Here is a 12,334-nt window from a genome sequence, read left to right on the forward strand (position 1 = left end):
ATGCACGACTGGATGTTTTGATCCACCGACACCCACCCCCGGCAAGCGAACCCTGATCAGACACGGAGGTGCCACACTGGGATGCGCAAATGCCGCCTTCGTCAGTCATTTGGGAGGGGTGATTTCATTCGTCTCGCGGCGTCCACCAAGGCGGCGCCGTCTCGTTCGATGGTATCGACAAGTTCGCGGGCCCGATCGGGGTCGATGCCTGTTTCCCTTGACAGGAATAAAACACGAAAAGACTTCTCTTCGGACGGAACAGGCGCAACGAACTCGCGCCTCCCGTCGTATCGATCCTCAGGCCGCCGGTTGGCGCGCTTCCGCGCCGTGCGCTTCTTTTGATCACATGCCATGAGTGGCTCGAGCGACATGGCCTCGTCATCTGCTGAGCCAGAAGCGCTCATGATCGCTGTCCTCGGTTTGCCGCTTCCTCTTCGAGCACGGCAAGCTTTTCCCGGATCTCCTCCGGCTCGGCATGCTCCAAGCCGACAACATCGTTTCTGGTTTCGTGCAATGAAACGATGATCTCATCGAGTTTGGCGTGGATGGCGGCTGTGTCTCGATAGCCCTGTATAAGGACGATTCCCGTGATCACGATGGCCGCGACTGAAAGCGCGTAGGTGACCGCATTTGTCATGCCAAAGGGCACCAGGGCGGTGCATGCCACCATGGCTACCATCAGGACGTAGAAACCCGGGGGCCGCGAAAGAAAATCGGCAGCCACGAAAAGGATGCGGTTCATATCAAGGCCACAGTCAACAAAGCAACTCTCTCAGCGCAGCAAGAGGTCAAGCAGATGTTTGGATCGTCAGCCAAGAGAGACTCCAATCATCAGGAAAGTGATCGCCACCGCAAAAATCGGGGCAAGCAGCCAGCGCGCTTGGCCAACACTTCTATCCATTAACTTCCTCCTGCAATCTGCATCGAACAACGAGCGCAGGCAGTGGCTGTTCCGAGCAGCTTTATCCGCAAGACCATTGCGTCTTGCGGTCGGACCTTGGTCCTAGGTGGCCGACCGAAACCTATGTCTGGGAACGTTTGCAAATCTGACAAAGTTGGATGGGCCAGGCGCCGACGACGAGGGTCGAAGGTTCTCGTTGGATCCGGGCACGGCAAAATCGACGAGGTCTATGACTGAGTATGGCCGGTCGCCTCCCGAAGAGGATCGCGTCTTTCGCTGTCAACCGGTCGGCATTGCCATGGCGCTAGCCCGCCTTGATCTTCTGGGGCTCTGCATTGGCAATAGCGAGGAAGATGCTGTCGAGCAGATCCTTGTCGCGGAAGGGCTTACCGAGCAAGGGCACGTCCGCTGGCCGGTCGGCGATGTCGTCCGCGTCGGCATAGCCCGTGATGATAACCGCCGGCCAATCGGAGCGCAGATTGCGTGCGAAGCGGATGACATCCACGCCGGTTACCAGGGGCATTGCGAAGTCGGTAACGATGACGTCGAACTGACCGGGAGTACGTTCGATCATGGCCAGCGCTTCCGCTCCTCCTCCCGCACACGTAACCTCGAACCCACGTTGGCGAAGCGACTCGGCTGTCAGCTGCCGCAACACGTTGCTGTCATCAATCAGAAGGATCGACGGGCGGCCTGCGGAGGCGTCTGGAAGCGTGTGCCCAATGTCGGCTTCGAGCGAAGGACTGGCCGGCTCTTCGACCGAGCGCGGCAACCACAGCTGCATGGCCGTTCCACGATCGACGGCGCTCTCGATGCGCAGCGTCCCGCCCGACTGCTTCATGAAGCCGTAGACGGTGCTGAGACCGAGCCCCGTTCCCTTCCCCACCGGCTTTGTGGTGAAGAACGGTTCGACAACCTTCGCAAGAATGTCGGGCGCGATGCCGGAGCCCGTGTCCTTGACCGTCACAACGACATAGTCTCCCGCGGGCACGTCTTCCGATTGGCTTCCTACTGTATGGTTTTGCGCCTGGACCGTTATTGTGCCGCCGGAGGGCATGGCGTCGCGCGCATTGAAAACCAGATTCATCAAGGCAAGCTCCAGCTGTCCGGCGTCGACATGCACGGGCCACACCGCGTCATCGATCTGCCAGTCGAAGCGTATAAGCCCTCCCAATACCGGTGCGACCAAGCCGTTCATGGTGTCGCCAAGGGCAGCAAGGCGCATCGCTTCCGGCCTCAGGGTCTGACGCCGCGAGAAGGCAAGCATTCGCGTGACCAAGTCGGCACCTTGTTTGGCAGAACGCCGCATCAGGTCGACAACCTGTCGTGCCTGATCGTCCAGCGTCCCGCGGCGTTCAAGCAATCCCAATCCGCTGAGAATGGCGGCGAGCAAATTGTTGAAATCATGGGCTAGGCCACCCGTCAGCTTGCCGATAGCGTCCAGACGTTGCGATTGCAGCAGCTGATCCTCGAGGCCGCGCCGCTCGGTAACGTCAAGCAGTGTCCCCAGTATCTCTGGTTTGTTGCCATCAGACCCGTCCGACATCACACCTTGGTCAAGAAAGATGCGATACTCCCCGTCGGCGCACATCCAGCGGAATTCGCAGGTGTAGAAGCCGGTATTTTTTGCCTGCAGCAGTGCTTGCTCCAACCTTGAGCGGTCTTCAGGGTGGACCCGGCTAAGGCCGAAGGCCGGATCCGAGGTCAAATCGTCAGGCGAAAAGCCGGTCAGGCGCTCGACGCCTTTGGTTACAAAGCGAGCGGCGAAGGGCGGTTCGGCGGCCCGCGCATGGAAACACACCGGCAGAGACCTCAAAATGGCATCCTGCCGCTCCTCTGAGCTACGCAAGGCCCGTTCCGCTTCAAGCTTGTCCTTCTGCGCCTGGAGCGCCTGCGCCAGCAGTCCCTGCTCGGCCGCCGCCTTTCGCTGGATTTCCAGCGTCTTCTCGTGGAGCTCGACGAACACCGCGACTTTCGAGCGCAGCATGATCGGATCGAAGGGCTTGAAGACATAGTCGACCGCGCCGGCATCGTAGCCGCGCAGCATATGGGCTTCCTCCTTGTTGATGGCGGTGAGAAAAATGATCGGCGTGCGCTTGGATTGTTCGCGCTGGCGGATGAGCGAGGCCGTTTCATAGCCGTCTATGCCCGGCATAAGCACATCCAGCAGAATGACGGCGAAATCCTCCTTCAACAGATAGCGCAGAGCCTCTTCGCCCGATTGGGCGCAGATGACATCGCCGGTTGTGGCCAGCACCTCGCTGATCGCCAGAAGATTGCGTTCATCATCGTCAACGGCGAGTATGCGTGCCCTTGCCGGTGCTTGGGCCGATTGCACGACCTCAAGTTTTCTTGCTCTGTTTCGCGGCAGCTTTTGCATGAGGCCCCGCCGTCAGTTCGCTGCCACGAGTATCTTTTCCGGACTCTCAGCGCGTGATCGGGAACGACCGATCCACACACGAAGCAATGCCAGCAGCAGATCAAGATCGACAGGCTTGGCGATGTAGTCGGACGCACCGGCATCCAGACATTTTTGCCGGTCGCCCTTCATCGCTTTGGCTGTCACCGAAATCAGCGGGATGTGAGCGATAGCGGCCGTGCCGCGGATACGCCGCATCGTCTCGTAGCCATCCATCTCCGGCATCATGATATCGATCAAGGCCGCGTCGACATCGGGCGTCTGTTCCAGGAGCGCGATGCCATCACGGCCGCGCTCAGCATGCAGAACCTGTATGCCGTAAGTCTCCAGGACGCTGGTGAGCGAGTAGATGTTGCGGATATCATCGTCGACGATGAGAACCTTGGCTCCCGCCAGATCCGACCTGCCGGTCTGTTCGGTTTCGGTCTCGCGCGCTTCGCGTCCTTCTCCCGGCAGCGTCGCCGAGATATGAAGCGCCAATTGAGCAAAATTCTCCGCACGCGGCGCACTCGCAAGCGCTGGATTCAGCGCCAGCACCTGCTCAAGCGCATCCGGATGGGGGGCAAAAAACAGCAGTTGCGGCAACGCTTCACCGAACTGGCCAGTGAGTTCGTCCAGCACTTGCGCGTTCTCCTTCGCTGAGCGGCCGAAGCCGAGCACGATGGCATCATAAGAGGCCATGCCGACGTCGTCGGCGTTTGCCGCAAACCGACCGACCGCTGTCACCGAGGTGACGCCGTCGCGGATCGCTTCGACGAGCGATAGCCGACGCTCCGGATCGGGGTCGGCGACCAGAACGCGACACCGTAGCGAGATCGCGCTCGCCTTGCAGCATACGCGAAAACCGGGCGAGATTGGTCTTCAACCAGTCCTGCTCGGCATTCTTCAGCGTTTGATCCTTCAGATTGCGGATCATTTCGTTGATGTTGTCTTTGAGCGCCGCGACCTCCCCTGAGGCCTCGACGCTGATGGAGCGCGTCAGATCACCCTTGGTGACTGCGGTCGAGACCTCGGCGATCGCGCGGACCTGGGTGGTCAGATTGGCAGCGAGCTGGTTGACATTGTCGGTCAGGTCGCGCCACAGGCCGGCCGCACCCGGCACACGCGCCTGTCCGCCAAGTTTGCCCTCGATGCCGACTTCGCGGGCGACATTGGTCACTTGGTCGGCAAAGGTCGCAAGCGTCTCGATCATGCCGTTGATGGTGTCGGCCAGAGAGGCGATTTCGCCCTTCGCGTCGACTGTCAGTTTGCGCTTCAGATTGCCTTGCGCGACCGCTGTCACCACGTCGGCGATGCCACGCACCTGATTGGTCAGGTTTGTCGCCATCAGGTTGACGTTGTCGGTCAGATCCTTCCAGGTGCCTGCGACGCCTTCGACCCGCGCCTGACCGCCAAGTTTGCCCTCTGTGCCGACCTCGCGCGCCACGCGGGTCACCTCGCCGGCAAAGGAGTTGAGCTGGTCCACCATGGTGTTGATGGTCGATTTGAGCTCGAGGATTTCGCCCTTCACGTCGACCGTGATCTTCTTGGACAGGTCACCGCGCGCAACGGCGGTCGTCACTTCAGCGATGTTGCGCACCTGGCCGGTCAGGTTCTCGGCCATGGAGTTCACGTTGTCGGTCAGGTCTTTCCACGTGCCGGCGACGCCGCGCACCTGCGCCTGGCCGCCAAGCTTGCCTTCCGTACCGACCTCGCGTGCCACGCGCGTCACTTCCGACGCGAATGAGTTTAGCTGGTCCACCATCGTGTTGATTGTGTCCTTGAGCTCGAGAATCTCGCCGCGGACATCGACGGTGATTTTCTTCGACAGGTCGCCGAGCGCCACGGCCGTGGTCACTTCGGCGATGTTGCGCACCTGGCCGGTCAGGTTGGCGGCCATGGCATTGACGTTGTCGGTCAGGTCTTTCCATGTGCCAGCGACGCCACGCACCTGCGCCTGTCCACCCAACTTGCCGTCGGAGCCGACCTCACGCGCCACACGCGTCACTTCCGACGCGAAGGAATTCAGCTGGTCGACCATCGTGTTGATGACGTCCTTGATCTGCAAGATCTCGCCCAGTGCATCGACCGTGATCTTCTGTGTCAGGTCACCGGTCGCAATGGCCGTTGCAACCTTGGACACGTCGCGCAATTGCACCGTCAGGTTGCCCGCCATGGCGTTGACGTTGTCGGTCAAATCCTTCCACGTACCGCCGACGCCTTCGACATGAGCCTGGCCGCCAAGCTTGCCTTCCGAGCCCACTTCACGGGCCACGCGCGTGACTTCGGAGGCGAAGGAATTCAGCTGATCGACCATCGTGTTGACGGTCTTTGAGTTCCAGGATTTCGCCTTTGACGTCGACGGTGATCTTCTTCGACAGGTCGCCACGCGCCACGGCCGTCGTCACCTCGGCGATGTTGCGCACTTGCCCGGTCAGATTGGCGGCCATCAGGTTGACGTTGTCGGTCAGATCCTTCCACGTACCGCCTACGCCCTTCACCTCGGCCTGGCCGCCGAGCTTACCTTCGGTGCCGACCTCGCGCGCCACGCGCGTCACTTCCGAGGCGAAGGAGTTCAGCTGATCGACCATCGTGTTGATGGTGTCCTTCAACTCAAGGATTTCGCCTTGCACGGCGACCGTAATTTTCTTCGACAGGTCGCCCGAAGCGACCGCCGTCGTCACCTCGGCAATGTTACGCACCTGCCCCGTCAGGTTTTCTGCCATAGAGTTGACGTTGTCGGTGAGGTCCTTCCACGTGCCGGCGACGCCCCGCACCTGTGCCTGGCCGCCAAGCTTGCCTTCGGTGCCAACCTCACGGGCGACGCGTGTCACCTCGCCGGCGAATGAATTGAGCTGGTCGACCATGGTGTTGATGGTCGATTTCAGCTCGAGAATTTCGCCCTTCACGTCGACCGTAATCTTCTTAGACAGGTCGCCCAAAGCCACGGCGGTGGTCACCTCGGCGATATTGCGCACTTGACCCGTGAGGTTCTCGGCCATCGAATTCACATTGTCGGTCAGATCCTTCCATGTGCCGCCGACACCCTCGACGCGCGCCTGGCCGCCGAGCTTGCCCTCCGTGCCGACCTCTCGGGCCACGCGGGTCACTTCCGACGCGAAGGAATTGAGCTGGTCCACCATCGTGTTGATGGTGTTCTTCAGTTCGAGGATTTCGCCTTTGACGTCGACGGTGATCTTCTTCGACAGATCGCCCGACGCGACTGCGGTTGTAACCTCCGCGATGTTGCGCACCTGCCCGGTCAGGTTCGTCGCCATTGCGTTGACGTTGTCGGTCAGGTCTTTCCACGTGCCGGCAACGCCTTTCACCCGCGCCTGACCGCCGAGCTTTCCTTCGGTGCCGACCTCACGCGCCACGCGCGTCACTTCCGAGGCGAACGAGGCCAACTGGCCAACCATGGTGTTCACGATCTTGCCGATACGCAGGAACTCACCGCGCAGTGGTCGGCCGTCGATTTCGACCATCATGGTTTGCGACAGGTCACCCTTGGCCACGGCGCCGATGACGCGGGCCACCTCGGCGGTCGGCTGGACCATGTCTTCAATGAGGTCGTTGACAGATCGGACACTGGATTCCCAACTGCCGGTGGCGTTTCGAACGCGGCCGCGTTCGCCAATCCGCCCTTCCTTGCCGACCACTCTGCTCAGGCGTTCGAATTCACGCGTGACATGATGGATGAGATCGACGATCTCATTGAAGGTATCGGCGATCTCGGAATCGACCCCTTCATAAACATTGTCGATACGGACTGAAAAATCACCGCGCCGAAAAGCCCTTAGAGAATTGAGAATGCTTCGACGGTCCAATTGTTTCTTGGATGCCTGCACGGTCAAAGCGCCCCTCCCACCTCAATGGAATATGCTTGAAACTGCCCCTGCGGGCTGAATGATACATCCCCCCGCAATCCCGAAACGCCGCATTTGAAGTTTCGTTCCATAGGACGCTGCGCCAGAGCGGCCCCAATCAAGGAGATCAAACCTGGTTTTGAAGCAGAGCGAAGATTTACCCTAGCGTGGGGTTGCCTGGCGGATCTGACCGCAGAGGGCTCATGCCAAATTAAGGAAATATGCGCCAAAGGTCGTCGGCCAACGGGCCAACGCAAAGCCTGCCGCCATTGCGCGATCATTAGCCATCCGATCCCGCGCATGGCCAGCGCTCAGTCCGACCGCAACTGCCGATTACATCAAAGCGGCGTGTTGTCATTGGCCTGCCGGGCGGCTTCGGCCTCGGCAACGTCGATCGAGCAAAGCTCGTTGCCTGCATGGTCGCGCACGCGTATCAGCCATCCGGTCAGATCGTCAGCGCCGGGCTGCAGATCGACCAGCATGTCGATCGCGCAACGAATCGCTTCGGCGCGAGCGGCCTCAAAACTTGGCATCTCGGCAGGTGGAACCTGCCGAGTCTGGTCTCCATCGCGATATTCGAATGTGTAAATATTGCTCTCCGCGGCGTGGACATCGCCGCGTTCCTCAGAACTACCCGGCACGTCGTTACCGTCGACTGGCATCTCGAACGTTGCGGTCTGGACAAGCAGAGCCTTTGCACGCTCGATTGCGCTGAGGGCGCCGTCGGCGTCTTCCCCTCGGGCCATTTCAACGGCGACAGATTCCCCGCCCTCACCTTCAAACACCACTCGAACGAGAGGCAGGCCAGAGGGCGCCGCCGCAGGTCCAATGTTGATCCCAACAATCTGCATGAGAATTCTTTCAATTGTTCAGAAACGGCCAGGCTCTCGCAACTGCCGATCAGCGATTTGGCTGATCGTGGTCTTCATCGGCGCGGCCGAGGTAGTCGCTGGCTGCCGTCAATACGGCCAGGAACGCAGCGGCGTATCTGGCAAACCCGAAGGCCTGTGCAGCGGCCAATTTCGCACCGCGCGCATGTTCAGCGATAAACTTGTCTGCGGTATCCTGAGCTTCAGCTCCAGCCTTGCCAAACAGAGCGCGCTCTTTTGCCGTTGGCTCAAACGCCTTGCCGATAATGTGGCCAAGCAACAAGCCTCCCGCAGATCCAGCAAGCACCTTCGCACGCGCTGAGTTTGTGAGCGCCTTGCGCGTATGGGCTTCATAGCGAATTGACGGCGCGTCCGAATGCGTGGCGTCGGCAGCCAGGTCGACAGCGTCATGATCGGAGCTTGCTGGGCTGCGGGAACTTCGCCTGCCGGCGTCAAACACCGCGATTGCGCCCAACGCGACCGCTGCGGCGGCGCCGCCATTATCCTTCACCGCGTCGGACACACCGCCAAACACCTTCGCAACCTTCCGCTTCGCGTATCGGGTCGACGCATCGACCAGATTTCGGGGCTGCAGCCGCCGGCTTATTTCGCTGACAGGCTCAAACAAGGCCTGCCGTTCTGCTCGGCTTTGCAGCATGATCTCTCGCATCTCTTCACTGGGTTGAGCCAAAACGCATCCCCTGTTTGAGTGCTGCGATATCGGTGCGCACCTGATTGACGGTCTCGACCGGTGTGATGGTCCATCCCACAAGCGCTCGCTTGGCAAGGTAGAGCAACAGCACTCCACCCACCCCCAGCAAGATGGCAACGATAAGACAAGCGATCATCGGACTTACTTCGAAGTGGATCATAGCGAGGATCAGGAACTGGACCATCGCGAACGCTGCCAGAACAAAGAGCGCTAATGCGGCGATGCCGCACGCGCCTGACGACACAATCGTCGACGTCTTGACCTTCATCTCCGCCTGCAGAAGGCGAAGATCGAGGCGCATCAGCGAAGCGAAATGGCTCAGCCCTTCGCTTAACACGCTCCCCAAGGGCCGGCGATCGAAACCATCATCCATTTGGAGTGCTCTTCTTCTCAGGACCGATCTGAGCTTCGCATGATGCGGGTGAGGACCACGCCGGCCAGGATGCCGACGCCGAAAAAGGCGGCCGGTTGGCGCTGCGCGAATTTCGTCACCGAGTCGAGCAATTCGCCCACGTTGCGATCCCTGATATCCGACGAGATCCGTTCCACACCTTCGGCTGCGCTGCGAACCATGCCAGCAACCTGTGGGGATTGTTTCTCTATGCCGTCGGCGGCTTCTTTGACGGAATGGGCGATATTGGCGATCGCGTCGGCGCCAGCGGTCTTGTTCGTCTCTACCGCTTCCTTGAATGCTCCAGCAGCATCCGATGCCACTGAGCCGGCATAATTTTTCGCGTCAGTCGACACGGAGGCGGCGGCGGTTTTGAGATGCCCTGCCGTTTCGGCCGCGCTCGACTTCAACTTGCCGAGTGCTTCCTTGCTGCCGGCCACCTCGGCTTCGGATGTGTGCAACCATCCAAGCTCTGCTGGAGATTCCTGTTGGTCGTTGTTGATTGGCGTGTTCACGGCTTTTCACTCCTGTTGTTGTAAAGTGAACTCTGGGAACAGCGACCAGTTCCTGCCGCCAACGAATTTATCCTGAGCCCCGATTGGTCCCCGGACCGGAGGCGCCCTCAGCTAACTCTGACTTCGTCTCGCCCATGGACAAGCCCGTCGCCCGCCACAAGTATCAAATCCTAGATTGCCATGATGGAAGCGCTCGTCTGCAATTGGGTTCAATCGGAGGGAGCAAGCAATGCCAAAAAATACGATTTGCCTGTGGTATGACAAGGACGCGGAGGCTGCGGCCCGGTTCTACGCGGAGACCTTTCCCGATAGCGCGGTAGGTGCTGTTCATCGTGCACCGAGTGACTTTCCGTCCGGAAAGAAGGGCGACGTGTTGACGGTCGAATTTAGCATCGCTGGCGTTGAATGTATCGGTCTCAACGGAGGCCTAGCTTTCAAACAGAGCGAAGCTTTCTCATTCCAGATCGCCACCGACGATCAGGACGAGACGGACCGCTACTGGAATGCAATTGTCGGTAACGGCGGCCAGGAAAGCGCCTGTGGTTGGTGCAAGGACAAGTGGGGCGTGTCTTGGCAAATTACGCCGCGCACACTGACCGAGGCGATGGCGGCCGGCGGCGACGAGGCCAGGCGCGCGTTTGACGCGATGATGGACATGAAGAAGATCGATGTTGCAGTGATCGAGGCGGCGCGTCGCGGCTGAGGCTGCATCGCGCAGCAACATTGCCAAAGTGCGGGCTCGTTTTCCTCGTCCACAGCACTAGGTTCCCATTTAGGCAAAAGGGGTACCCAATGCGAGTGGCACGCGAAGCCTGGCTTCTTGGCAAGGAGAGCATCCTCGGCTTCATCAACGACAATGCCCTCAGCCACGGTGCGGCCATGGCATTCTATGCCGTTACGTCCCTGGCCCCCATCCTGTTGATCGTTGTTGCGATTGCCGGACTTGTCTTCGGGCATGAAGCGGCGCAATTGGCCTTGTCAGCCGAAATTGCAGGCGTGATGGGCACGCAAACCGGTGACCTTCTGCGCACCACCATTGAAAGCGCGTCTCAAAGGACAGCCGGCACACTTGCCACCCTGGTGGGCATCGCCACGCTCTTCGTTACAGCTTCAGGAGTGTTTGGCGAAATGCAGCTTTCGCTCAACACGATCTGGAAGATTGAGCCTCCAGCAATGTCCCTCTCCCGGTTGGTGCGGGCGCGAGCAGCGAGCCTGGGCCTTGTGGCCGCGCTGGGATTTCTGCTGCTTGTGTCGTTGGCGGCAAGCACTGCCATTTCCGCGCTTGGCGCTGTTATCAATGACCATCTGCCGTTCGGCACGTTCATCCTCGCATCGATAAACGGCATCGTATCGTTCGTGCTGATTCCGCTCTCTTTGCCGCAATCTTCAAAATCCTCCCGGACAGGTCCCTCGAGTGGCGCGATGTCGGAATTGGCGCGGTAGTGACCGCCTTGCTCTTCACGATCGGCAAGTCGCTGATTGGCTGGTACATCGGAACCAGTGCGATCGCATCCTCCTACGGCGCGGCGGGCGCGCTGCTGATCGTGCTGCTTTGGGTTTACTATTCGTCGGAGATTTTCCTGCTCGGCGCCGAGTTGACGCGAGCCTATTCGGTGCGTCTCGGCAGTCGATCGGACCTTCAGCCAATAGTGGAGGCAGGGAAGGCTCCGCCGCAACAGATGTCGAATCCCGCGGCAACTACCGAACACGAGGTCCAGGCCTGGATCGTGATCACGGGTTTGCTGACCGCTGTGGCGACAAGGCTTTTGCAATCGCGGCGGTCTTGATTGCTTTCGCACCAATTCTGTTTCCCTTGGAACGCAAGCCGGACGCGGACATTGCATAGGAAAAGGAGGTTTCCCATGCCGAAATTCCGCTTTGAGACTACAACATCTGGCCAGACTACCGCATTCGAGGAAGAGCTGGACAGCCCGGAGATGGCGAGTCCGAGAGCGATCGAAAAGGCACGCGCAGCAATGGTTGCGGACGGGTCTGATACCGAGCAATCAGGATCGGTTACCAGAGTCTATGATGAAGCCGGATATCTGGTCGCCACCGTCAATTTTTCCGATGTGTTGCCGATTGGCCCGGACGCCGCTCAGCAAGGCATTGGCGATCCGCCTGCCGAAGAGCCAGGCGTAATGCGATCAGGCTGATGGATGCTGATCAACGTTGACGTTCGCGGCGCCACTCACTGCCGATTTCACGTCGCGACTGCCTTCTGGACTTTGCCCTTCGCTTCCCGCTGGCCGCGCGATGCCTGCCATTAAGGTGGCAGGCCTAGTCCTCGGGATCGTTGGTGCTAGGGGCGGGCTGCGCATTCATCAGCGTAGATAGGGCGGTGATGATCTGGGGTAGGAAGAATGGCTTGGTGATCATAACGCTCTCGGGGACGCCCTCAGCGCCCCAATGGATAGCACTATCGCCGCTCATGTAGATCACAGGGATGGTTGAGTTGGCTTGGCGCAAATGCCTGGCTATTTCCCAGCCGGATCTGCCACTACCCAGGCGGATGTCCGTAACAAGACCCTTGAACTTGGTTGGATCCGCGTCGAAGGCCGCCAACGCCTGTTCGGCGTCTTTTACGGCCACGACTTCGAATCCCGCTTCCTGCAACGCAGTCTCAACGTCGAGCAAAATTAGCGGCTCGTCTTCAACGACCAAAACCGCACTGACACTCAT

At 59.8% G+C, this 12,334-nt stretch carries 13 protein-coding genes and 1 pseudogene; 4 read left to right on the forward strand and 10 right to left on the reverse strand.

Annotation, left to right across the window (positions count from 1 at the left end; genetic code table 11):
• Nucleotides 1–101: 101 nt before the first annotated feature.
• The 9 genes and pseudogenes from AB4Z43_RS05285 to AB4Z43_RS05325 all read right to left on the reverse strand — a co-directional run bounded on the left by AB4Z43_RS05285 (nucleotide 102) and on the right by AB4Z43_RS05325 (nucleotide 9,652).
• On the reverse strand, nucleotides 102–404 hold the full coding sequence (locus AB4Z43_RS05285; RefSeq protein WP_441936294.1) for a hypothetical protein: 303 nt from the start codon (nucleotides 402–404) through the stop codon (nucleotides 102–104).
• On the reverse strand, nucleotides 401–742 hold the full coding sequence (locus AB4Z43_RS05290) for a low affinity iron permease family protein (RefSeq protein WP_025583704.1): 342 nt from the start codon (nucleotides 740–742) through the stop codon (nucleotides 401–403). Before AB4Z43_RS05290 ends, AB4Z43_RS05285 begins: the two co-directional genes overlap by 4 nt.
• Before the next feature lie 463 nt (nucleotides 743–1,205).
• Nucleotides 1,206–3,281: a response regulator gene (locus AB4Z43_RS05295; protein ID WP_441936296.1), complete on the reverse strand. Its 2,076-nt coding sequence runs from the start codon at nucleotides 3,279–3,281 to the stop codon at nucleotides 1,206–1,208.
• 12 nt (nucleotides 3,282–3,293) lie between these two features.
• Nucleotides 3,294–4,001 carry a response regulator gene (locus tag AB4Z43_RS05300; RefSeq protein WP_441936298.1) on the reverse strand — a complete coding sequence of 236 codons (708 nt, stop codon included), beginning with the start codon at nucleotides 3,999–4,001 and terminating at the stop codon, nucleotides 3,294–3,296.
• 118 nt (nucleotides 4,002–4,119) lie between these two features.
• A pseudogene (locus AB4Z43_RS05305) lies at nucleotides 4,120–7,147 on the reverse strand (HAMP domain-containing protein); the annotation flags it as partial.
• A gap of 356 nt (nucleotides 7,148–7,503) precedes the next feature.
• Nucleotides 7,504–8,016, reverse strand: coding sequence for a DUF6894 family protein (locus AB4Z43_RS05310; protein ID WP_441936299.1), 513 nt, complete (start codon nucleotides 8,014–8,016; stop codon nucleotides 7,504–7,506).
• Nucleotides 8,017–8,065: 49 nt separating this feature from the next.
• Nucleotides 8,066–8,725, reverse strand: coding sequence for a hypothetical protein (locus tag AB4Z43_RS05315; protein ID WP_441936301.1), 660 nt, complete (start codon nucleotides 8,723–8,725; stop codon nucleotides 8,066–8,068).
• Nucleotides 8,709–9,119 (reverse strand): phage holin family protein, encoded by a 411-nt coding sequence (locus tag AB4Z43_RS05320; protein ID WP_025583697.1) that lies wholly within the window; start codon nucleotides 9,117–9,119, stop codon nucleotides 8,709–8,711. The genes AB4Z43_RS05315 and AB4Z43_RS05320 overlap by 17 nt, the downstream gene beginning before the upstream one ends.
• Nucleotides 9,120–9,136: 17 nt before the next feature.
• Nucleotides 9,137–9,652: a hypothetical protein gene (locus AB4Z43_RS05325; RefSeq protein ID WP_025583696.1), complete on the reverse strand. Its 516-nt coding sequence runs from the start codon at nucleotides 9,650–9,652 to the stop codon at nucleotides 9,137–9,139.
• Between the two features lie 229 nt (nucleotides 9,653–9,881).
• Between AB4Z43_RS05325 and AB4Z43_RS05330 the strand changes: the two genes are divergently transcribed.
• The 4 genes from AB4Z43_RS05330 (at nucleotide 9,882) to AB4Z43_RS05345 (ending at nucleotide 11,808) form a co-directional block, all read left to right on the forward strand.
• Entirely contained in the window at nucleotides 9,882–10,355 is a 474-nt protein-coding gene (locus AB4Z43_RS05330) for a VOC family protein (RefSeq protein ID WP_441936303.1), read from the forward strand.
• Between the two features lie 89 nt (nucleotides 10,356–10,444).
• On the forward strand, nucleotides 10,445–11,095 hold the full coding sequence (locus AB4Z43_RS05335) for a YihY/virulence factor BrkB family protein (protein ID WP_441936305.1): 651 nt from the start codon (nucleotides 10,445–10,447) through the stop codon (nucleotides 11,093–11,095).
• Nucleotides 11,044–11,439 carry a YihY/virulence factor BrkB family protein gene (locus AB4Z43_RS05340; protein ID WP_441937067.1) on the forward strand — a complete coding sequence of 132 codons (396 nt, stop codon included), beginning with the start codon at nucleotides 11,044–11,046 and terminating at the stop codon, nucleotides 11,437–11,439. The genes AB4Z43_RS05335 and AB4Z43_RS05340 overlap by 52 nt, the downstream gene beginning before the upstream one ends.
• A gap of 75 nt (nucleotides 11,440–11,514) precedes the next feature.
• Entirely contained in the window at nucleotides 11,515–11,808 is a 294-nt protein-coding gene (locus AB4Z43_RS05345) for a hypothetical protein (protein WP_441936307.1), read from the forward strand.
• Nucleotides 11,809–11,932: 124 nt separating this feature from the next.
• On the opposite strand, the gene AB4Z43_RS05350 is transcribed toward AB4Z43_RS05345, so the two are convergent.
• Entirely contained in the window at nucleotides 11,933–12,334 is a 402-nt protein-coding gene (locus AB4Z43_RS05350; RefSeq protein WP_441936309.1) for a response regulator, read from the reverse strand.

The organism is Mesorhizobium sp. 2RAF45 (assembly GCF_052115225.1).
GTDB classification, from domain to species: Bacteria; Pseudomonadota; Alphaproteobacteria; order Rhizobiales; family Rhizobiaceae; genus Mesorhizobium; species Mesorhizobium jarvisii.

What these genes read in the sequence shown, in the direction of transcription:
- AB4Z43_RS05350 (WP_441936309.1), bottom strand. Translation starts at nt 12,334, where the DNA reads ATGAGTGTCAGTGCGGTTTTGGTCGTTGAAGACGAGCCGCTAATTTTG.
- AB4Z43_RS05320 (WP_025583697.1), bottom strand. Translation starts at nt 9,119, where the DNA reads ATGGATGATGGTTTCGATCGCCGGCCCTTGGGGAGCGTGTTAAGCGAA.
- AB4Z43_RS05335 (WP_441936305.1), top strand. Translation starts at nt 10,445, where the DNA reads ATGCGAGTGGCACGCGAAGCCTGGCTTCTTGGCAAGGAGAGCATCCTC.
- AB4Z43_RS05295 (WP_441936296.1), bottom strand. Translation starts at nt 3,281, where the DNA reads ATGCAAAAGCTGCCGCGAAACAGAGCAAGAAAACTTGAGGTCGTGCAA.
- AB4Z43_RS05310 (WP_441936299.1), bottom strand. Translation starts at nt 8,016, where the DNA reads ATGCAGATTGTTGGGATCAACATTGGACCTGCGGCGGCGCCCTCTGGC.
- AB4Z43_RS05290 (WP_025583704.1), bottom strand. Translation starts at nt 742, where the DNA reads ATGAACCGCATCCTTTTCGTGGCTGCCGATTTTCTTTCGCGGCCCCCG.
- AB4Z43_RS05330 (WP_441936303.1), top strand. Translation starts at nt 9,882, where the DNA reads ATGCCAAAAAATACGATTTGCCTGTGGTATGACAAGGACGCGGAGGCT.
- AB4Z43_RS05345 (WP_441936307.1), top strand. Translation starts at nt 11,515, where the DNA reads ATGCCGAAATTCCGCTTTGAGACTACAACATCTGGCCAGACTACCGCA.
- AB4Z43_RS05285 (WP_441936294.1), bottom strand. Translation starts at nt 404, where the DNA reads ATGAGCGCTTCTGGCTCAGCAGATGACGAGGCCATGTCGCTCGAGCCA.
- AB4Z43_RS05300 (WP_441936298.1), bottom strand. Translation starts at nt 4,001, where the DNA reads ATGGCCTCTTATGATGCCATCGTGCTCGGCTTCGGCCGCTCAGCGAAG.